This window comes from Streptomyces sp. NPDC020747 (assembly GCF_044334695.1).
GTDB lineage: Bacteria > Actinomycetota > Actinomycetes > Streptomycetales > Streptomycetaceae > Streptomyces.
Window position 1 is genome coordinate 282,644 of sequence record NZ_JBIRTJ010000003.1, and the last position, 20,788, is coordinate 303,431.

Below are 20,788 nucleotides of genomic sequence, written 5' to 3' on the forward strand. Positions count from 1 at the left end.
CAGGTGGATGCGCCATATCCGAACGCATCGTATCCACGATGCGATTCCATCGATACCGCCTGAAAGCAAAGAGCGGGCCGTGTTCCGGTACACACCGGACACGGCCCGCTCTGCTGGTCAGCTGCTCAGAATCGACCGGCCGACCCAGGCCTCAGGCTTCCGTCTCCTCGGAGTCGTCGTCCAGGAGGCTCTTCTGCAGAACCGGTCCCTCACCCGGGGCGAGGGAGCCGAGGATGCGCTCAAGGTCGTCCATCGAGGCGAACTCGACGGTGATCTTGCCCTTCTTCTGGCCGAGGTCGACCTTCACCCGAGTCTCGAAGCGGTCCGAGAGACGGGTCGCAAGGTCGCTCAGCGCCGGGGAGAGCCGAGTGCCGGCCCGCGGCCCCTTGGAGCGTGCGGCCGACTGCGGCCGCGATCCCATGAGCGTGACGATCTCCTCGACCGCTCGCACCGAGAGCCCCTCGGCCACGATCCGGTGAGCCAGGCGGTCCTGCTCCTCGGAGTCGTCGACGGAGAGCAGGGCTCGCGCATGTCCGGCGGAGAGCACCCCGGCGGCCACGCGGCGCTGAACCGACGGCGACAGCTTCAGCAGACGCAGGGTGTTGGAGACCTGAGGGCGCGAACGGCCAATCCGGTCGGCCAACTGGTCGTGCGTGCAGTTGAAGTCCTTGAGCAGCTGGTCGTAGGCGGCAGCCTCTTCCAGCGGGTTCAGCTGAGCACGGTGCAAGTTCTCCAGAAGCGCGTCCAGGAGAAGCTTCTCGTCATCCGTGGCCCGCACGATCGCCGGGATGGCGTCGAGCCCCGCCTCACGGCAGGCCCGCCAGCGCCGCTCGCCCATGATGAGCTCGTAGCGCGCCGGACCCATCTGCCGTACGACGACCGGCTGGAGAAGGCCAACCTCCTTGATGGACGTGACGAGTTCCGCGAGAGCGTCCTCGTCGAAGACCTCACGGGGCTGGCGCGGGTTCGCGGTGATGGAGTCGAGAGGCAGCTCGGCGAAGTACGCGCCGACAGGTGCCGACGGAGGAGCCTCTCCGAATACGCTCGCCGACGGCTCCTCTGTTTCATGTGAAACATGGGCCGATGGAAGTGCGGCCACCTTGGCCGCCGCAACCCCGCGCTCTGCGGTGAGCACGGGAACGGCTCCCGGCGATGTGGACCCGCCGCCCATCGCGGGTGGTGCCGCCTTCTCTCCTGTCGGTGCAGCCGGGATCAGTGCGCCGAGACCACGGCCCAACCCCCTCCGTCGCTCGCTCACTGGATCCCCTCCACCATGCTCTGTTCGTTGTGTGCGCCCATGTGGGCATGCTGCGCGTCGTACGCCATTCCGACTCCACGCAGCGCGATCTCTCGCGCCGCCTCAAGGTAGGAGAGGGCGCCGCTCGACCCCGGGTCGTAGGTCAGCACCGTCTGACCGTAACTGGGGGCCTCGGAGATACGGACCGAGCGCGGAATACTCGTCCGCAGCACCTCATCGCCGAAGTGGCTGCGCACCTCGTCGGCGACCTGGGACGCGAGGCGGGTCCGGCCGTCGTACATGGTGAGCAGGATCGTCGATACATGCAGGTTGGGGTTGAGGTGCCCCCGCACCAGATCGACGTTGCGCAGCAGCTGGCCCAGGCCCTCCAGTGCGTAGTACTCGCACTGAATCGGGATGAGAACCTCGGCACCGGCTACGAGAGCGTTGACCGTCAGGAGACCCAGCGACGGCGGGCAGTCGATAAGGATGTAGTCCAGCGGCTGCTCGTACGCCTGGATAGCCCGCTCCAGCCGGCTCTCTCGTGCCACCAGGGACACCAGCTCGATCTCCGCACCGGCGAGATCGATCGTGGCAGGTGCACAGAAGAGACCCTCGACATCAGGTACTGGCTGGACAACCTCGGAGAGTGGCTTGCTGTCGATCAGCACGTCGTAGATCGAAGGAACTTCGGCGTGATGGTCAATGCCCAGCGCGGTGGAGGCATTGCCCTGAGGATCGAGGTCGACCACCAGGACGCGCCCACCATGCAGCGCGAGCGAAGCGGCAAGGTTGACCGTAGACGTGGTCTTGCCCACCCCGCCCTTCTGGTTGGCGACCACCATCACGCGGGTTTGGTCAGGCCGTGGCAGGCCCTCGCCGGCGCGGCCAAGAGCCTCCACCGCCAGTTGGGCAGCACGACCGATGGGAGTGTCGTCCATCGGGGGCGGTGTTTCACGTGAAACATCCTCCCCCATCGACTCGGTACGGGGACCGGGGACCGGATCGGTCATCGGTCCCGCGATGTTGGCGTCGGACCGCAAGGATTCACTCTCCTCGACTTCAGGCTCGCAATGAACAGAGCCTCCCATGTCTTCGGGGTCGTGAACCAGCGAGGCCCGTTGTTCTGTGGAGAAATCCACCTCTGTGGACAACTCCGTGCCCTCTCCGGGGGACGCATGGCCGCCACGAGAGGGTCTTTTTCCGAAGGATCCCAGGGATCCAAGAGGGTTTCGGTCGCGGGGTTCGGCCGCGGCGCGGCCGCGACTGATGATGCCGTGCAGCAGTGAGCGACGTTTCACGTGAAACACGATGCACAGCGCGCGCGACCACGACCGCGCGACACTCCGACATGCATAGGTTTGGCAGCTTGTGTGGAGTACGTCTCGTCGTCAGGACGGATCAGTCAACGAGTCGGTCAACGAGCCGCTGACCCGACAACACGCCTCCCGAATGAGTCGCTCTCCTCGGGATCCGGTCAGCGACGCCTCCGGGTTCGCCCCGTCCGGGCCGCCTTCGCCCGCTTGGCCGCGAAGCGCACGCCGCCGGGGCTCTCCCCGACCTCGACGCGTACCACCGTGGCGAGAGGATCCACCACACCTTCACCCACGTGAAGCACCGAGATGTCCACGGCTCCCAGCTTGCTCAGGGCGGCCCCGGCGTTCTTGACCTCTTCCTCCGCCGTGTCGCCCTTGAGGAGAAGCATCTCGCCGTACGGGCGCAGCAGCGGCACACCCCAGGCCGCGAGGCGGTCCAGCGGTGCCACGGCCCGCGCCGTCACCACATGGACCGGAGGCAGCGTGCCAAGGACCTCCTCGGCACGCCCACGGACGACGGTGACGTGGTCGAGACCGAGCAGCTCGACGACCTCGGTGAGGAAGTTCGTCCGGCGGAGCAGGGGCTCAAGGAGCGTGATCTTCAGATCCGGGCGGACGAGGGCGAGCGGGATACCGGGCAGCCCGGCACCGGAACCGACATCGCACACCGTCACGCTCTCGGGAACGACCTCCGAGAGCACCGCGCAGTTCAACAGGTGCCGTTCCCAGAGGCGAGGCACTTCACGGGGGCCGATCAGCCCCCGCTGCACTCCGGCGTCCGCCAACAGCTCCGCGTACCGAACCGCGTCTGCGAAGCGATCGCCGAATACCGCCCGGGCCTGCTCGGGCGCAGGGGGAAGCTCCGCTGCCTCCGTCACGGGGAACCGTCCTTCCGTACCGCTTGAGCGCACTGCGCGCTGACTACCAGGACTATCAGGAACCATCGGGGACTATCAGGCTGACAAAGTTCGGCCCCGCCTGCGAACACAGACGGGGCCGGAGAACGACGTGCTGGATCAGGCAGGGAGCACGACGACGAAGCGCTGCGGCTCCTCGCCCTCGGACTCGCTGCGCAGGCCCGCGGCCTTGACCGCGTCGTGCACCACCTTGCGCTCGAAGGGGGTCATCGCCTTCATCTTCACGGGCTCACCGGAACTCCTGACCTCGGCCGCTGCCTTCGCGCCCAGCTCGGAGAGTTCCTCGCGCTTCTTGGCGCGGTAACCCGCGATGTCCAGCATCAGCCGGCTGCGGTCCCCGGTCTCCCGGTGCACGGCCAGCCGTGTGAGCTCCTGGAGGGCCTCCAGTACCTCACCGTCGCGGCCGACCAGCTTCTGCAGGTCACGGCCGCTGGAGTCGCTGATGATCGAGACCGCCGCGCGATCGGCCTCGACATCCATGTCGATGTCGCCGTCGAGATCGGCGATGTCCAGCAGACCCTCGAGGTAGTCGGCCGCGATCTCGCCCTCCTGCTCCAGGCGGGTCAGGGTGTCGCCACCCTCAGGGGCAGCGGAGGTGGTGCCTTCCGTCACGGGATGGACTCCTTCTTACTTCTTGGACGGGGACTTGGGCCGCTGCGGGCCCTTGCGCTGTCCGGACTGGGCCTTGCTGCGGGTGCCACCGGACGCGGACTTGCCGCCCGCCGGCTTGGTACCGGGCTTGGCGTCCTGCGGTTCGTCGGACTTGCTGAGCGAGGTCTTCGGCGCGGACTCGTCCGCGGCCTTGGGACCGCCCTGGGCAGCGCCCGACTGACGCTGGGACTTGCTCTGCCGCTTGGGCTGCTGGCGCTTGGGAGCGGCGCCGCCCGTCGCCGGGGTGCCGTCCTCGGTCTCGACCACGGTCGAGGCCTCGCTCTTCACCACGGTGCCGTCGGCCTGGGCCGCCAGGCCCGCCTTGCTCAGGCCGTTGATGAACTTGCGCTCGAAGTCGTTGCGATCGCGGCCCTTGGCCACGATGGCCTTGACGATGGCCTTCTCACCGCGGCCACGCGTCTTCTCATGCTGCGTGACGCGCTTGTGCAGCCGCTCCAGGTAGGAGGCCTGAGCCTTGGAACCCGGCGTCGGGTTGTTGTGGATGACGTACATCTGCTGGCCCATGGTCCACACGTTGGTGGTCAGCCAGTAGACGAGGACACCGACGGGGAAGTTGATACCGAAGACGGCGAACATGATCGGGAAGACGTACATCAGCATCTTCTGCTGCTGCATGAACGGCGTCTTCACCGTCGTGTCGACGTTCTTCGTCATCAGCTGGCGCTGCGTGTAGAACTGCGAGAACGACATCAGGACGATCATGATCGCCGTGACGACGCGCACGTCGGCGATCGAGGAGCCCAGCGCCTGGACCTTGGCGTCGCCGTCCGTGAACTTCGCGGCCAGCGGAGCACCGAAGATGTGCGCCTTCTGCGCGCTCTCCAGCAGCCGGGTGTTGATCACGCCGATGGTGTCGTTCGACGCGATGCTGTTGAGCACGTGGTACAGGGCGAAGAAGAACGGGGACTGCGCCAGGATGGGAAGGCACGAGGAGAGCGGGTTGGTACCCGTCTCCTTGTACAGCTTCATCATCTCTTCGGACTGACGCTGCTTGTCGTTCTTGTAGCGCTCCTGGATCTTCTTCATCTCGGGCTGGAGCGTCTGCATCGCCCGCGTCGCCTTGATCTGCTTCACGAAGAGCGGGATCAGGCAGATACGGATCAGGATCACCAGGGACACGATGGACAAGCCCCAGGCCCAGCCCGTATCAGGGCCGAAGACGGCGCCGTATACGGAGTGGAACTGGACGATGACCCAGGAAACGGGTGTCGTGATGAAGCTGAAAATACTGGCAATCGTGTCCACTAATCAGGCTCCTTGAGCATGGGACGGGGTCTCGGCGGCCGGGCTCGAAGGATGGTTGGACATACCGTGCCCCTCGGTGGCCGGTTCGGCGGCGGAGGTCCCGCCCTTGCGTGCACGCCAGGCGTTACGCAGCATTTCGTGCCACCGCGGACGCTTGCGCGGCGGGACATGGTCCACACCGCCCAGCGACCACGGATTGCACCGCAGGATGCGCCAGGCGGTGAGTGCCGTTCCCTTGATCGCACCGTGACGGTCGATGGCTTGGTACCCGTAGTGGGAGCACGACGGGTAGTACTTGCACACCGGCCCGAGCAACGGGCTGATGGTCCACTGGTACAGCTTGATGAGAGCCAGCAGCGGGTACTTCATCGCGCGCCCCCTCCCAGTAGCCGCTCCAGGGCGGCGTCCAGGTCTCGGGCCAGCTGTGCATGGTCGGCGTCACCCGCACCGGGCAGCGCTCGTACGACTACCAGGCTACCGGGGGTCAGCAGAGCCACTCGGTCACGCATCAGATGGCGAAGCCGGCGCTTCACCTTGTTGCGTACGACGGCGCCGCCCACTGCTTTGCTGACAACGAAACCCGCACGCGTCGGGGGAGCGCTCTCCCCAGGCGCGTGCGGGTCCGTTGCACCGCTACGTAGATGAACGACGAGAAGCGGGCGTCCGGCCCGGCGTCCTCGGCGTACCGCGGTCGCGAAGTCCTCGCGCCGCCTCAGCCGATGCTCGGTAGGCAGCACGTCATGACCTGTTGGTGATCAGGCGGACAGGCTGGCGCGACCCTTGCCACGACGGTTCGCGAGAATCGCGCGACCGGCACGGGTACGCATCCGCAGGCGGAAGCCGTGGGTCTTGGCGCGACGACGGTTGTTCGGCTGGAAGGTGCGCTTGCTCACTCGGGGGCTCCAGAAGAAATCGGTAGTTTCGGGGTGCCGTCTTGGCTGTCACCGTGCGCCCACGAGTAGCTCGCTTACGCCCGAGTGCACCGCTTCCCGATCACTCTTCGCGATCTGTGCCCATCGGAGGCAGGCGGCAGCAGCCATCGACAACTCGACCTGGTTACGGTACGCGCGGCTACGCCATCCGGTCAAACCAGCCCTGCCCGGGAGACACTATCCACAGCCTGGGGACAACAACTTGAACCGCATGGGTCGCCCTGACTACCGTGGCTGGACTCCGGTTCGTTCCCTTCTCCCTGCTCCATCTGATTCGTGCCGCCCGCCCCAGCTGCCTTGTTCCCCCCGCCCCAGCTGCTTCGTTCCACCCGCCCCACCCGAGTTCCAACCCAATCCGTCCCAGGAATCACACGTTCGTGGGACCCGTGAGAGAGCGTGCCCTGTGGCTGACGTACCTGCCGATCTTGCCGCAGTGTGGCCACGAGTATTGGAGCAACTTCTCGGTGAGGGGCGTGGGCAGGGTGTCGAGACGAAGGACGAGCACTGGATCAAGCGCTGCCAGCCGCTGGCACTCGTAGCGGACACCGCACTGCTCGCGGTCCCCAACGAGTTCGCGAAGGGTGTCCTGGAAGGGCGCCTGGCGCCGATCGTCAGCGAGACCCTGAGCCGCGAGTGCGGCCGCCCGATCCGTATCGCGATCACCGTCGACGACTCCGTCGGCGAGACCCCGGCCCCGCCTGCGCCGCCCGCCCAGTCGCAGCAGCGCTACGAGGAGCCCGAGCGCCCCTCCCCGCAGGGCCGTGACGGATACCGGGGATACGGCCGCCACCGTGCGGACGACCACATGGACGACCACCCGCAGGGCCGCCCCGACCAGCAACAGCCCCGTGGGGACCAGCTCCCGACCGCCCGTCCCGCGTACCCCGACTATCAGCGCCCCGATCCCGGCGGCTGGCCGCGGCCCTCGCAGGACGACTACGGCTGGCAGCAGCAGCGGCTCGGCTTCCCGGACCGGGACCCGTACGCGTCGCCCCCCCAGGACTACCGGCAGCAGCCTCCGGACCGCTCTCCCTACGAACAGCAGCGGTCCGACTACGAGCAGCAGCGGCCCGGGTACGACCAGCCTCGCTCGGACTACGACCAGCGCCCGGACCGCCGCGACCGTCGGCCCGAGCCGCCCTCGCAGTCCGGGACCGGGCATGTCCACCGCGGCGGACCCGTCGGCTCCAATCTGCCCGCCTCCAGTGGTGCCCCGGGCCCCCTGGCCGCGCAGCCGGCGCCGGCGGCCGGTCCCGGAGAGCCCACCGCGCGCCTCAACCCGAAGTACCTCTTCGACACCTTCGTCATCGGCGCCTCGAACCGTTTCGCGCACGCCGCCGCGGTCGCCGTCGCCGAGGCACCAGCCAAGGCCTACAACCCCCTCTTCATCTACGGGGAGTCGGGACTCGGCAAGACGCACCTGCTGCACGCGATCGGGCACTACGCACGCAGCCTCTACCCGGGCACGCGCGTGCGGTACGTGAGCTCGGAGGAGTTCACCAACGAGTTCATCAACTCGATCCGCGACGGAAAGGGCGACAGCTTCCGCAAGCGGTACCGCGAGATGGACATCCTGCTCGTCGACGACATCCAGTTCCTGGCGGACAAGGAGTCGACGCAGGAGGAGTTCTTCCACACCTTCAACACGCTCCACAACGCGAACAAGCAGATCGTGCTCTCCAGCGACCGGCCGCCCAAGCAGCTGGTGACCCTGGAGGACCGGCTGCGGAACCGTTTCGAGTGGGGCCTGATCACCGACGTCCAGCCGCCCGAGCTGGAGACCCGTATCGCCATCCTTCGTAAGAAGGCGGTGCAGGAGCAGCTCAACGCCCCACCCGAGGTGCTGGAGTTCATCGCGTCCCGGATCTCGCGGAACATCCGTGAGCTGGAGGGCGCGCTGATCCGGGTGACGGCCTTCGCGTCGCTCAACCGGCAGCCCGTGGACCTCGGCCTGACGGAGATCGTCCTCAAGGACCTGATCCCCGGCGGCGAGGACTCGTCCCCGGAGATCACCGCGCCGGCCATCATGGCGGCGACCGCCGACTACTTCGGTCTCACGGTGGACGACCTGTGCGGTTCCTCGCGCAGCCGCGTGCTGGTCACGGCACGCCAGATCGCCATGTACCTGTGCCGTGAGCTCACCGACCTCTCGCTGCCGAAGATCGGCGCCCAGTTCGGCGGCCGCGACCACACGACCGTCATGCACGCCGACCGGAAGATCCGCGCGCTGATGGCCGAGCGCCGCTCCATCTACAACCAGGTCACCGAGCTCACGAACCGCATCAAGAACGGCTGACAGCCGTGGCGATACGTCGCTGAAGGCGCCCCGGGACACGCTCCCGAGGGCGCCTTTCGTCGTGCCGGACGCCCATCAAAGGCGTCCGGCACGCGTCAAACGTCGTCCCCGCACACCTCGGAAGACGGCTTCCGCCGCTCTCACATGCCTCCTGAGGACCCTCGTTCCGCCTTCGGTCAGCCTTCGGTCGGCTCTCTTCCGCCCTCGTACGAGCCTCCCGGCCGCGTCACGAGTCGCTCCACCGCCACCCGAAGACCATCCGTTGTTCGAATACGTGCCCTGGTTACGGCCGTCCTCCACAGATTCGGGTACTTTCTCGTGTCCACATCCTGGGGACTGGGAAGTTGTCCAGATCGTGTCCACAGGGCGTGCTGCTGAAAGGGCATCAGGCGAGGTCAGCCGGTTGTGGATTCGTGGACGAACGATCTCCACAGGCTGTGGACGAAGAAAAGATCCACAGGCTGTGCAGAAAGTTGTCCACCGGCGCCCCACAGGCTGGGGGCCGTTGTCCCCAGCGATCACCGGCTTCTCCACATGGCTGTCCACTGTTCGGCAACGCGACGCGTCTCCTCACCGTGTCGAGTGAAAGGCGTCACACGAAGGTGCTGGGTTGGGCTGTGGGGAACGTGGGTAAACCTGGGGACGGCGCTGGGGAGAAGTGACCCCCGCCTGTGTATCGGGTGTGCAGAACTTTTCCCCGTCCACAGAAGTCGCCTGTTTTCCACCGCCTCCACCCACAGGGCCAGTGGACAAAAAACCAACCCTGACCTGCGAAAACGGGGTTATCCACGGTATCCACAGCCCCTACTACTACTCCCAACTAGAAAGAGTCTGAGAGTCGATTCGAAGTGGGGGCTGTGCACAACTCGCGCTCGGAGCCTCAGTCGCCGCTCGGAACGACTTGACCCCGAGGGGCACCGACTGTCAGTGCGGTGCGTCAGACTGTTCCCCGGTGTCCTTCCCATGACCGGGCTGAGCGACACCGAGTCAGACGACGAGGCAGCAGGGCGAGAGCGCCGGCAACAGACGGAGGCGGCAACGGTGAAGATCCGGGTGGAACGCGACGTACTCGCGGAGGCAGTGGCCTGGGCGGCACGCAGCCTCCCGGCCCGTCCGCCGGCGCCTGTGCTCGCCGGCCTTCTGCTGAAGGCCGAGGAGGGCACGCTGAGCCTCTCCAGCTTCGACTACGAGGTCTCGGCACGGGTCTCCGTGGACGCCGAGATCGACGAGCAGGGCACGGTGCTCGTCTCCGGCCGGCTGCTCGCCGACATCTGCCGCGCCCTGCCCAACCGACCGGTGGAGATTTCCACGGACGGTGTACGGGCGACCGTGGTCTGCGGCTCCTCGCGCTTCACCCTGCACACACTGCCGGTGGAGGAGTACCCGGCGCTGCCGCAGATGCCGTCGGCGACCGGCACCGTCCCCGGTGAGGTCTTCGCCTCCGCCGCCGCCCAGGTGGCCATCGCGGCGGGCCGCGACGACACGCTGCCCGTCCTCACCGGTGTGCGCATCGAGATCGAGGGCGACACGGTCACGCTGGCGTCCACCGACCGCTACCGCTTCGCGGTCCGCGAGTTCCTGTGGAAGCCGGAGAACCCCGAGGCGTCCGCGGTGGCCCTGGTGCCCGCCAAGACGCTCCTGGACACCGCCAAGGCCCTCACAAGCGGCGACAGCGTCATCCTGGCGCTGTCCGGCTCCGGTGCCGGCGAGGGGCTGATCGGCTTCGAGGGCGCGGGACGGCGGACGACCACGCGTCTGCTGGAGGGCGACCTCCCGAAGTACCGCTCGCTGTTCCCGACGGAGTTCAACTCCATCGCCGTGATCGAGACCGCCCCCTTCGTGGAGGCCGTCAAGCGTGTGGCCCTGGTCGCCGAGCGGAACACCCCGGTGCGGCTCTCCTTCGAGCAGGGCGTGCTGATCCTGGAGGCCGGTTCCAGCGACGACGCACAGGCTGTGGAAAGGGTTGACGCCCAGCTGGAGGGCGACGACGTCTCGATCGCCTTCAACCCCACGTTCCTGCTCGACGGCCTGAGCGCCATCGACTCCCCGGTCGCGCAGCTCTCCTTCACGACGTCCACGAAGCCGGCGCTCCTGAGCGGCAAGCCCGCCTTGGACGCGGAGGCGGACGAGGCGTACAAGTACCTGATCATGCCGGTGCGGCTCAGCGGCTGACGAAGGCCGCAGGTGGGGGCGTACGTCTGAGCGGCTATGCCCACAGGTGTGCAGGAGCGTCCGGGTTTAGGCTCGGACGCAGGTACGAAAGTGCCCTCCTGCCACATCGCTAGTGAAGGAACAACCTGATGGAGCTCGGTCTCGTCGGCCTCGGCAAGATGGGCGGCAACATGCGCGAGCGCATTCGCCGCGCAGGCCACACCGTCATCGGATACGACCGCAATCCTGACGTCGCCGATGTCCACAGCCTCGAGGAGCTTGTGGGCAAGCTCAAGGGTCCGCGTGTGGTGTGGGTGATGGTCCCGGCCGGTGCGGCGACCCAGTCGACGGTCGACGAGCTCGCCGAGCTCCTGGAACCCGGTGACGTCGTCGTGGACGGCGGCAACTCGCGCTGGACGGACGACGAGAAGCACGCCGAGGAACTGGCGGCCAAGGGCATCGGCTTCGTCGACTGCGGCGTCTCGGGCGGCGTCTGGGGCCTGCAGAACGGCTACGCGCTGATGTACGGCGGCGACGCCGAGAACATCGCCAAGGTCCAGCCGGTCCTCGACGCCCTCAAGCCCGAGGGTGACGCCGGCGTCGGCGCCGTCCACGCGGGCAAGGTGGGCGCGGGCCACTTCTCGAAGATGGTCCACAACGGCATCGAGTACGCGATGATGCAGGCCTACGCCGAGGGCTGGGAGCTCTTGGAGAAGGTCGACTCGGTCACCGACGTGCGCGAGGTCTTCCGCTCCTGGCAGGAGGGCACCGTCATCCGCTCCTGGCTGCTCGACCTGGCGGTCAACGCGCTGGACGAGGACGAGCACCTGGAGAAGCTGCGCGGCTACGCACAGGACTCCGGCGAGGGCCGGTGGACCGTGGAAGCCGCCATCGACCACGCGGTGCCGCTGCCCGCGATCACCGCGTCGCTGTTCGCGCGGTTCTCGTCCCGCCAGGACGACTCCCCGCAGATGAAGATGGTCGCGGCGCTGCGGAACCAGTTCGGCGGCCACGCGGTCGAGAAGAAGTGAACCCGCCGAAGTGAGGTCGAAGTGAATCGGTCGGGTAGCCGGAAGAAGTAGTCCACAGGTCCGCGCCGCGGATCCACAGCCCTGGGGGAGGTCGGCGAACGACCATGCACGTCACGCATCTGTCGCTGGCCGACTTCCGCTCGTACGCCCGGGTCGAGGTCCCGCTCGATCCGGGCGTCACCGCGTTCGTGGGGCCCAACGGACAGGGCAAGACCAACCTTGTCGAGGCGGTCGGCTATCTCGCCACCCTCGGCAGCCACCGCGTCTCGTCCGACGCGCCCCTCGTGCGGATGGGCGCCGACCGGGCGATCATCCGGGGCAACGTCCGGCAGGGCGAGCGTCAGCAGCTCGTCGAGCTGGAGCTGAACCCCGGCAAGGCCAACCGCGCCCGCATCAACAGGTCCTCGCAGGTCAAGCCGCGTGACGTGCTCGGCATCGTACGGACGGTGCTGTTCGCCCCTGAGGACCTCGCGCTGGTCAAGGGTGATCCGGGCGAGCGCCGGCGCTTCCTCGACGAGCTGATCACCGCTCGCTCCCCGCGCATGGCGGGCGTGCGCTCGGACTACGACCGTGTCCTGCGGCAGCGCAACACGCTCCTGAAGTCGGCCGCGCTCGCCCGTCGGCACGGCGGCCGCACGATGGACCTGTCCACGCTCGACGTCTGGGACCAGCACCTCGCGCGCGTCGGCGCCGAACTCCTCGCCCAGCGCCTCGACCTGGTCGCCGCGATCCAGCCACTGGCGGACAAGGCGTACGAGCAGCTGGCGCCGGGCGGTGGTCCCGTGGCGCTGGAGTACAGGCCCTCCTCGCCCGAGATCACCGGTCACGCGCGCGAGGAGCTGTACGAGCAGCTGATGGCCGCGATGGTGGAGACGCGCAAGTCGGAGATCGAGCGGGGCGTCACCCTGGTCGGACCGCATCGTGACGAACTACTGCTCAAACTTGGCGAGCTGCCCGCGAAGGGATACGCGTCACACGGCGAGTCCTGGTCGTACGCGCTGTCGCTGCGCCTGGCCTCGTACGACCTGTTGCGGGCCGAGGGCAACGAGCCGGTGCTGGTCCTCGACGACGTGTTCGCCGAGCTGGACACCCGTCGCCGAGAACGCCTCGCAGAGCTGGTCGCCCCGGGTGAGCAGGTGCTGGTGACGGCCGCGGTCGACGACGACGTACCGGGCGTGCTGACGGGGACGCGGTTCACCGTGTCAGGGGGCGCGGTGGAGCGCGTATGAGCGAGAACACACCCGAGCCGAAGCCCGAGCCGGCGAAGGGCCCCGAACCCTCCGGCGTCGACCTCGCGCGCGTGGCCCTGCGCGCGGCGAAGGAACAGGCACGCGCGCGTGGGGACGCGGCGCGGCAGAAGAAGCAGGCGCGGCGCGGCGGTCTGCGCTCGGGCGCGCACGCCGACGGTCGTGACCCCATGGCGCTCGGTTCCGCCATCAACCGGCTCATCACCGAGCGCGGCTGGGAGGCGCCGGCCGCCGTCGGCGGTGTCATGGGCCGCTGGCCGCAGATCGTCGGCGACGACCTGGCGAACCACTGCGTACCGGAGAAGTACGACGAGGACGAGCGCGTGCTGATCGTGCGGTGCGACTCGACGGCCTGGGCGACCAACCTGCGACTGCTCGCTCCGCAGCTGGTCGCACGCCTGAACAAGGACCTCGGGCACGGCACGGTGAAGCTGATCAAGGTGCTCGGCCCCGGGGGTCCCGTCCAGCGTTTCGGCCCCTTGCGCGCGCCTGGCAGCACGGGCCCCGGTGACACCTACGGGTGAGCCAGACCGGACGGTATGCCGTTCGTAGCGGGGGGTTGACACCTCGAAGCGCTGAGTGCCGCTCTGCGCCTCTTTGGGCCCGGGTCCACATATGGGGAGTCGGTGGAGACCGGTTCAGGGCGGCACATGCGGACTCAGGTACCGGCAAACCCCCATCACTGTCGGCGCTACCGGTAGACTGGAGGCTAATCCCGCCCCACTTGTGGGACGCACCGAGCAACGCTGACTAAGGCTTACCAACGCAACACGCCGCAGCCGCTCCGGCCACCCGCCGGGAGCTTGGCTTGTGCTGTGCCAGAAAGGGCGCTTCGTGGCCGATTCCGGCAACCCCAACGAGAACATCCCGTCCACCGACGCCGGCGTCGACGGCGAGGCCAAAACCTTGAACGGCGAGGTCACCGCCTCGTACGACGCCAGCGCCATCACCGTCCTCGAGGGTCTGGACGCGGTCCGCAAGCGACCCGGCATGTACATCGGCTCGACCGGTGAGCGTGGCCTGCATCACCTCGTGTACGAGGTGGTCGACAACTCCGTCGACGAGGCGCTCGCCGGGCACGCGGACACGATCGACGTCACGATCCTCGCCGACGGTGGCGTCCGGGTCATCGACAACGGCCGCGGCATCCCGGTGGGCATCGTCCCCTCCGAGGGCAAGCCCGCCGTCGAGGTCGTCCTGACCGTGCTGCACGCGGGCGGCAAGTTCGGCGGCGGCGGCTACGCGGTCTCCGGCGGTCTGCACGGCGTGGGCGTGTCCGTCGTGAACGCGCTGTCCTCGAAGGTGGCCGTGGAGGTCAGGACCGACGGGCACCGCTGGACGCAGGACTACAAGCTGGGCATCCCGACCGCCCCGCTCGCCCAGCACGAGGCCATCGAGGAGACCGGTACCTCGGTCACCTTCTGGGCCGACGGGGACATCTTCGAGACCACCGACTACTCCTTCGAGACGCTCTCGCGGCGCTTCCAGGAGATGGCGTTCCTCAACAAGGGTTTGACGATCAAACTCACTGATGAGCGCGACTCCGCGAAGGCAACGGCGGGTGCCGACGAGGCCGGTGCGGACGAGACCGAAGAGGTCAAGACCGTCACGTACCACTACGAGGGCGGCATCGTCGACTTCGTGACGTACCTCAACTCCCGCAAGGGCGAGGTCATCCACCCCACCGTGATCGACATCGAGGCCGAGGACAAGGAGCGCATGCTCTCCCTCGAGGTCGCGATGCAGTGGAACGGCGGCTACAGCGAGGGCGTGTACTCCTTCGCCAACACCATCCAGACCCCCGACGGCGGCACGCACGAGGAGGGTTTCCGTGCGGCGCTCACCGGTCTCATCAACCGGTACGCGCGCGACAAGAAGCTGCTGCGCGAGAAGGACGACAACCTCACGGGCGACGACATCCGCGAGGGTCTGACGGCGATCATCTCGATCAAGCTCGGCGAGCCCCAGTTCGAGGGGCAGACGAAGACCAAGCTGGGCAACACCGAGGCGAAGACCTTCGTCCAGAAGGTCGTCCACGAGCACATCACCGACTGGCTGGACCGCAACCCGAACGAAGCCTCGGACATCATCCGCAAGGGGATCCAGGCGGCCACCGCGCGCGTGGCGGCCCGCAAGGCCCGCGACCTCACCCGCCGCAAGGGGCTCCTGGAGACGGCGTCGCTGCCGGGCAAGCTGAGCGACTGCCAGTCGAACGACCCCACCAAGTGCGAGATCTTCATCGTCGAGGGTGACTCCGCCGGCGGCTCGGCCAAGTCCGGCCGGAACCCGGAGTACCAGGCGATCCTCCCGATCCGGGGAAAGATCCTCAACGTCGAGAAGGCCCGGATCGACAAGATCCTGCAGAACCAGGAGATCCAGGCACTGATCTCCGCCTTCGGCACCGGAGTCCACGAGGACTTCGACATCGCCAGGCTCCGCTATCACAAGATCATCCTGATGGCGGACGCCGACGTCGACGGACAGCACATCAACACCCTGCTGCTGACCTTCCTGTTCCGCTTCATGCGGCCGCTGGTCGAGGCCGGGCACGTGTTCCTGTCCCGTCCGCCGCTCTACAAGATCAAGTGGGGCCGGGACGACTTCGAGTACGCGTACTCGGACCGTGAGCGCGACGCCCTGATCGAGCTCGGCCGCCAGGCGGGCAAGCGCGTCAGGGAGGACTCGATCCAGCGCTTCAAGGGTCTCGGCGAGATGAACGCCGAGGAGCTGCGCATCACGACGATGGACCAGGAGCACCGGGTCCTCGGTCAGGTCACGCTCGACGACGCCGCCCAGGCCGACGACCTGTTCTCGGTCCTGATGGGCGAGGACGTCGAGGCACGCCGCGCGTTCATCCAGCGCAACGCCAAGGACGTCCGCTTCCTCGACATCTGAGTCGGTCTCAGCTGACCGCACCAGAAAGGATCTTCACCAGCAATGACCGACGAGACACCTCTTTCCCCCACTGGTCCGATCACCCCTGAAGAGGGCGAGATCGCCCTGCGTGTCGAGCCCGTCGGGCTCGAGACCGAGATGCAGCGCTCGTACCTCGACTACGCGATGTCCGTCATCGTGTCGCGTGCGCTGCCCGACGTACGGGACGGTCTCAAGCCCGTCCACCGCCGCGTCCTGTACGCCATGTACGACGGCGGCTACCGGCCCGAGAAGGGCTTCTACAAGTGCGCCCGCGTCGTCGGCGACGTCATGGGCACCTACCACCCGCACGGCGACTCCTCGATCTACGACGCGCTGGTCCGCCTCGCGCAGCCGTGGTCGATGCGGATGCCGCTGGTGGACTCCAACGGCAACTTCGGCTCTCCAGGCAACGACCCGGCCGCCGCCATGCGGTACACCGAGTGCAAGCTGAAGCCGCTGTCCATGGAGATGGTCCGTGACATCGACGAGGAGACCGTCGACTTCACGGACAACTACGACGGCCGCAACCAGGAGCCGACGGTTCTGCCGGCGCGCTTCCCGAACCTGCTGATCAATGGTTCGGCGGGCATCGCGGTCGGCATGGCGACCAACATCCCGCCGCACAACCTGCGCGAGGTCGCGTCCGGCGCCCAGTGGTACCTGGAGAACCCGGAGGCCACGCACGAGGAGCTTCTGGACGCCCTGATCGAGCGCATCAAGGGCCCCGATTTCCCGAGCGGCGCCCTTGTGGTGGGCCGTAAGGGCATCGAGGAGGCGTACCGCACGGGCCGTGGCTCCATCACGATGCGCGCGGTCGTCGACGTCGAGGAGATCCAGAACCGCCAGTGCCTGGTGGTCACCGAACTCCCCTACCAGGTCAACCCCGACAACCTCGCGCAGAAGATCGCCGACCTGGTGAAGGACGGCAAGGTCGGCGGTATCGCGGACGTCCGCGACGAGACGTCGTCCCGTACGGGCCAGCGCCTGGTCATCGTCCTGAAGCGGGACGCGGTCGCCAAGGTCGTGCTGAACAACCTCTACAAGCACACCGACCTGCAGACGAACTTCGGCGCGAACATGCTGGCGCTGGTCGACGGTGTGCCGCGCACGCTGTCGCTCGACGCGTTCATCCGGCACTGGGTGGCGCACCAGGTCGAGGTCATCGTCCGCCGTACGCGCTTCAGGCTGCGCAAGGCCGAGGAGCGTGCGCACATCCTGCGTGGCCTCCTGAAGGCCCTGGACGCCATCGACGAGGTCATCGCACTGATCCGGCGCAGTGACACCGTGGAGATCGCGCGAGAGGGCCTCATGGGCCTTCTGGAGATCGACGAGATCCAGGCCAACGCGATCCTCGAGATGCAGCTGCGCCGGCTGGCCGCTCTGGAGCGCCAGAAGATCGTCTCCGAGCACGACGAACTCCAGGCGAAGATCCGCGAGTACAACGCGATCCTGGCCTCGCCCGTGCGTCAGCGCGGCATCATCAGCGAGGAACTGGCCGCGATCGTCGAGAAGTTCGGCGACGACCGCCGGTCCAAGCTGGTCCCCTTCGACGGCGACATGTCCATGGAGGACCTGATCGCCGAAGAGGACATCGTCGTCACCATCTCGCGCGGCGGCTACGTCAAGCGCACCAAGACGGACGACTACCGCTCCCAGAAGCGCGGCGGCAAGGGCGTACGCGGCACGAAGCTCAAGGAAGACGACATCGTCGACCACTTCTTCGTGTCGACGACGCACCACTGGCTGCTGTTCTTCACCAACAAGGGCCGCGTCTACCGCGCGAAGGCGTACGAACTCCCGGACGCCGGACGTGACGCGCGTGGACAGCACGTCGCCAACCTGCTGGCATTCCAGCCGGACGAGGCGATCGCCGAGATCCTCGCGATCCGCGACTACGAGGCGGCGCCCTATCTGGTGCTGGCCACGAAGGGCGGACTTGTGAAGAAGACGCCCCTGAAGGATTACGATTCACCGCGTTCGGGCGGCGTCATCGCGATCAACCTCCGTGAAACAGAGGACGGTTCTGACGACGAACTGATCGGTGCTGAGCTTGTTTCGGCAGAGGATGATCTACTTCTGATCAGCAGGAAGGCTCAATCGATCAGGTTCACGGCGACGGATGACGCTTTGCGTCCCATGGGCCGTGCGACCTCGGGTGTGAAGGGCATGAGCTTCCGTGAGGGAGACCAGCTGCTCTCGATGAATGTTGTTCGACCCGGTACGTTCGTGTTCACTGCCACAGACGGCGGGTACGCGAAGCGGACCAACGTCGACGAGTACCGCGTCCAGGGTCGCGGTGGCCTGGGTATCAAGGCCGCCAAGATCGTCGAGGATCGCGGCTCGCTCGTCGGCGCGCTGGTGGTCGAGGGGACCGACGAGATCCTCGCCATCACGCTGTCGGGCGGTGTGATTCGTACGCGAGTCAACGAGGTCAGGGAGACGGGCCGTGACACCATGGGCGTCCAACTGATCAACCTGGGCAAGCGCGATGCCGTTGTCGGCATCGCTCGAAACGCCGAGGCCGGTCGCGAGGCCGAGGAAGTCGACGGGGTGGTCGACGACTCGGACGAGGTCGAGACGGTCGCCGGCACGGACGAGGGCGATCAGTCCTCGGACGAGTAGCGCGAGGAGTGAGTCATCGTGAGCGGAGCCACGGGCGCCGGTTCGACCGGTACGGAAAAGGACGGCGGCCGTGGCCCCGCCACGGAGGCGACTGACTCCCATGAATCTCATGGATCCCAGGGGGGAACTGTGACGGACACCAGAGGTCCGCAGACGCCGCAGCACGCGGCGGGTGCGGCCCCAGGCTCGCCGGTGCCTCCGGGCCCGGCGCCTTCTCCGGGGCGGGGACCAGCCCCGGGCCCGGCGGCACCGGCGAGCCACGCGCCGCCGGTGGGCCAGCCTGCTCCCGCGGGCGCGGCGCCGCCGCCTCCGGGATCGCCGCTGCCGGGGGAACGGCAGCCGCAGCAGACCGCTCAGCCGTACCACCCGCCGCAGGCGTACCCGGCACAGCAGGCGGCCACCGGCACCGTCCGCAGGCCGCGCACCGGGGCCCGTACGACTCCGCGCACGCGCAAGGCGCGTCTGCGGGTGGCCAAGGCGGACCCGTGGTCGGTGATGAAGGTCAGCTTCCTGCTCTCCATCGCGCTCGGCATCTGCACGATCGTCGCGGCCGCGGTCCTGTGGATGGTCATGGACGCGATGGGCGTCTTCTCCACGGTGGGCGGCACGATCTCCGAGGCCACCGGCTCGAACGAGTCCAACGGTTTCGACCTGCAGTCCTTCCTGTCGCTGCCGCGTGTGCTCATCTTCACGTCGATCATCGCGGTCATCGACGTCGTCCTCGCCACCGCGCTCGCCACCCTCGGAGCGTTCATCTACAACCTCTCCGCGGGCTTCGTCGGCGGTATCGAGCTGACGCTCGCCGAGGATGAGTAAAACGTTGTCGTAACCGCTTGCTGCTAGGAGCGCATCCCTTGTCGGGGATGCGCTCTCACGCTGTCCGGGGATGCGTTGTCAGGCTGTCCGGGCAGGCTGGAGCGGGGCTCGGATACCGATTTTGGGACTGACCCCGTCGTGCGCTAATCTTCAGAGGTCAGCGCGCGGGACATACACCGCAGAGCGCGGCGGGGCTATAGCTCAGTTGGTTAGAGCGCATCCCTGATAAGGATGAGGCCACAGGTTCAAATCCTGTTAGCCCCACATCACGAAGACCCCCAGGTGATCACGCCTGGGGGTCTTTTGGCGTCCATGGCTGACATCGGTCGATGAGTTGATCTTCCAGCTGGACGCCGTGAGCCACGCCCGTTCCACGGTGTGCGGGCCGACGGCGGACGCGACGCCACCCACGGCGGCCAGGTATTCCTCTTGATCTGGGGGGTGGGCGCACTCGTCATGGGCTCGGCACTCGCTTCGAAGAAGGGGTCCATCTGGTTTCGCGCGGTGGTCGCGTCGGGGCTTCAAGGAAGACCTGTGGAACAGGCGCGAGCGCAGGACTTCGGTGGCCTGCGGGTCATAGCCACAGTGGTTGCCGTAGCAGGGCTGATCGGAATCGGGGCGGCGATCGTCCTGCTGTCCCGAGGCTAGAGCACTCGTGTCTGCCAAGATCTCGTGTGTCGGCTGACACCAGATCAGATCCTGTTGGCCACGCACTGCGAACCCCCAACCAGCCCTGGTTGGGGGTCTTGTCGTGTGCCCGGTGTGTACGCAAGTTCGCCCCGGACGTGAGGTGTGTGAGAGGCAGAGGTAATCGGAGGGACGTGAAACGAGGTCTACGTAGAGGCTGAACTACATGAAGAGGGTCTACGTAGGGGCCTGTTCGTCTGAGCTCGGCCTACGTCCGGTCGGTGCAGGGAGCGGCGGAGTCCGCCGCGGGCTCCTCCTCGTCGGAGGTCTCGTCCGTGTCCGCCGGCGCGCGGTGGCGGCAGCTCGGCGAGGAACCGTGGGCCTCGGCGCGGATGCGTTGCTTCATGGTGGGGGGCAGGGAACGGGCGTACGCCCACGCCCAGGCGGCCGTCGTCGGGAACGTCACGGTCGCGGTGCTGTTGCGCGGGCTCTCCGGCTGCTGTACCGGTGTGGCCGCGCCCGCCGTCGTGACGAGTCCGAGCGTCGTGCACAGTGCGATGAAGGCGGTGATGACCGCGGTCCACAGCTTCATGACCCAGATCTTGGCCATGGCCCCTCACTTTCGGGTTGGGCGATTTGCGTACTTTCCTCATGATGTGTATGGCGGCCGTGAAGTGGTGGACCCGCACCCGTGGCGCGTCGATCTTCTGATGAACACCACCCGGATGGACCCAAGAAGCCAGAAAAGCGACGAAGAGCATTA

Annotated in this window: 17 protein-coding genes and 1 tRNA gene; 9 read left to right on the forward strand and 9 right to left on the reverse strand. The window is 67.3% G+C overall.

Going from position 1 to position 20,788, the window contains the following annotated elements:
• Positions 1 to 151 precede the first annotated feature (151 nt).
• The 8 genes from ACH4YP_RS10425 to rpmH form a co-directional block, all read right to left on the reverse strand.
• A complete protein-coding gene (locus ACH4YP_RS10425; protein ID WP_361052295.1) occupies positions 152 to 1,258 on the reverse strand; it encodes a ParB/RepB/Spo0J family partition protein in 1,107 nt (368 codons plus the stop codon).
• A complete protein-coding gene (locus ACH4YP_RS10430; protein WP_361052383.1) occupies positions 1,255 to 2,328 on the reverse strand; it encodes a ParA family protein in 1,074 nt (357 codons plus the stop codon). The genes ACH4YP_RS10425 and ACH4YP_RS10430 overlap by 4 nt, the downstream gene beginning before the upstream one ends.
• 386 nt (positions 2,329 to 2,714) lie before the next feature.
• Positions 2,715 to 3,431 (reverse strand): 16S rRNA (guanine(527)-N(7))-methyltransferase RsmG, encoded by a 717-nt coding sequence (rsmG, locus tag ACH4YP_RS10435; RefSeq protein ID WP_361052298.1) that lies wholly within the window; start codon positions 3,429 to 3,431, stop codon positions 2,715 to 2,717.
• 138 nt (positions 3,432 to 3,569) lie between these two features.
• Positions 3,570 to 4,082: a R3H domain-containing nucleic acid-binding protein gene (locus ACH4YP_RS10440; protein ID WP_055611477.1), complete on the reverse strand. Its 513-nt coding sequence runs from the start codon at positions 4,080 to 4,082 to the stop codon at positions 3,570 to 3,572.
• A 15-nt stretch (positions 4,083 to 4,097) separates the two neighbouring features.
• Positions 4,098 to 5,387, reverse strand: a complete 1,290-nt coding sequence (gene yidC / locus ACH4YP_RS10445; protein ID WP_361052302.1) for a membrane protein insertase YidC — start codon at positions 5,385 to 5,387, stop codon at positions 4,098 to 4,100.
• Positions 5,388 to 5,390: 3 nt separating this feature from the next.
• Positions 5,391 to 5,756 (reverse strand): membrane protein insertion efficiency factor YidD, encoded by a 366-nt coding sequence (gene yidD, locus ACH4YP_RS10450; RefSeq protein ID WP_055611475.1) that lies wholly within the window; start codon positions 5,754 to 5,756, stop codon positions 5,391 to 5,393.
• Positions 5,753 to 6,124 carry a ribonuclease P protein component gene (rnpA, locus tag ACH4YP_RS10455; protein WP_079052841.1) on the reverse strand — a complete coding sequence of 124 codons (372 nt, stop codon included), beginning with the start codon at positions 6,122 to 6,124 and terminating at the stop codon, positions 5,753 to 5,755. The genes yidD and rnpA overlap by 4 nt, the downstream gene beginning before the upstream one ends.
• Positions 6,125 to 6,142: 18 nt before the next feature.
• Positions 6,143 to 6,280 (reverse strand): 50S ribosomal protein L34, encoded by a 138-nt coding sequence (rpmH, locus tag ACH4YP_RS10460; RefSeq protein ID WP_006381191.1) that lies wholly within the window; start codon positions 6,278 to 6,280, stop codon positions 6,143 to 6,145.
• 442 nt (positions 6,281 to 6,722) lie between these two features.
• Between rpmH and dnaA the strand changes: the two genes are divergently transcribed.
• The 9 genes from dnaA (at position 6,723) to ACH4YP_RS10505 (ending at position 19,662) form a co-directional block, all read left to right on the forward strand.
• Positions 6,723 to 8,615 (forward strand): chromosomal replication initiator protein DnaA, encoded by a 1,893-nt coding sequence (gene dnaA / locus ACH4YP_RS10465; protein WP_398490221.1) that lies wholly within the window; start codon positions 6,723 to 6,725, stop codon positions 8,613 to 8,615.
• 1,041 nt (positions 8,616 to 9,656) lie between these two features.
• On the forward strand, positions 9,657 to 10,787 hold the full coding sequence (dnaN, locus tag ACH4YP_RS10470) for a DNA polymerase III subunit beta (RefSeq protein ID WP_398490539.1): 1,131 nt from the start codon (positions 9,657 to 9,659) through the stop codon (positions 10,785 to 10,787).
• 128 nt (positions 10,788 to 10,915) lie between these two features.
• On the forward strand, positions 10,916 to 11,797 hold the full coding sequence (gnd, locus tag ACH4YP_RS10475) for a phosphogluconate dehydrogenase (NAD(+)-dependent, decarboxylating) (RefSeq protein ID WP_361052310.1): 882 nt from the start codon (positions 10,916 to 10,918) through the stop codon (positions 11,795 to 11,797).
• A 104-nt stretch (positions 11,798 to 11,901) separates the two neighbouring features.
• Entirely contained in the window at positions 11,902 to 13,026 is a 1,125-nt protein-coding gene (recF, locus tag ACH4YP_RS10480) for a DNA replication/repair protein RecF (RefSeq protein WP_398490222.1), read from the forward strand.
• A complete protein-coding gene (locus ACH4YP_RS10485; RefSeq protein WP_398490223.1) occupies positions 13,023 to 13,568 on the forward strand; it encodes a DUF721 domain-containing protein in 546 nt (181 codons plus the stop codon). Before recF ends, ACH4YP_RS10485 begins: the two co-directional genes overlap by 4 nt.
• A 310-nt stretch (positions 13,569 to 13,878) precedes the next feature.
• Positions 13,879 to 15,939, forward strand: a complete 2,061-nt coding sequence (gene gyrB, locus ACH4YP_RS10490) for a DNA topoisomerase (ATP-hydrolyzing) subunit B (protein WP_361052319.1) — start codon at positions 13,879 to 13,881, stop codon at positions 15,937 to 15,939.
• 42 nt (positions 15,940 to 15,981) lie between these two features.
• Entirely contained in the window at positions 15,982 to 18,582 is a 2,601-nt protein-coding gene (gene gyrA / locus ACH4YP_RS10495; RefSeq protein ID WP_361052322.1) for a DNA gyrase subunit A, read from the forward strand.
• Positions 18,583 to 18,600: 18 nt separating this feature from the next.
• Positions 18,601 to 19,398 carry a DUF3566 domain-containing protein gene (locus ACH4YP_RS10500; protein ID WP_361052326.1) on the forward strand — a complete coding sequence of 266 codons (798 nt, stop codon included), beginning with the start codon at positions 18,601 to 18,603 and terminating at the stop codon, positions 19,396 to 19,398.
• Positions 19,399 to 19,588: 190 nt separating this feature from the next.
• Positions 19,589 to 19,662, forward strand: a tRNA-Ile gene (locus tag ACH4YP_RS10505).
• Positions 19,663 to 20,293: 631 nt separating this feature from the next.
• On the opposite strand, the gene ACH4YP_RS10510 is transcribed toward ACH4YP_RS10505, so the two are convergent.
• Entirely contained in the window at positions 20,294 to 20,635 is a 342-nt protein-coding gene (locus ACH4YP_RS10510; protein ID WP_361052329.1) for a DUF6344 domain-containing protein, read from the reverse strand.
• Between the last annotated feature and the right edge of the window lie 153 nt (positions 20,636 to 20,788).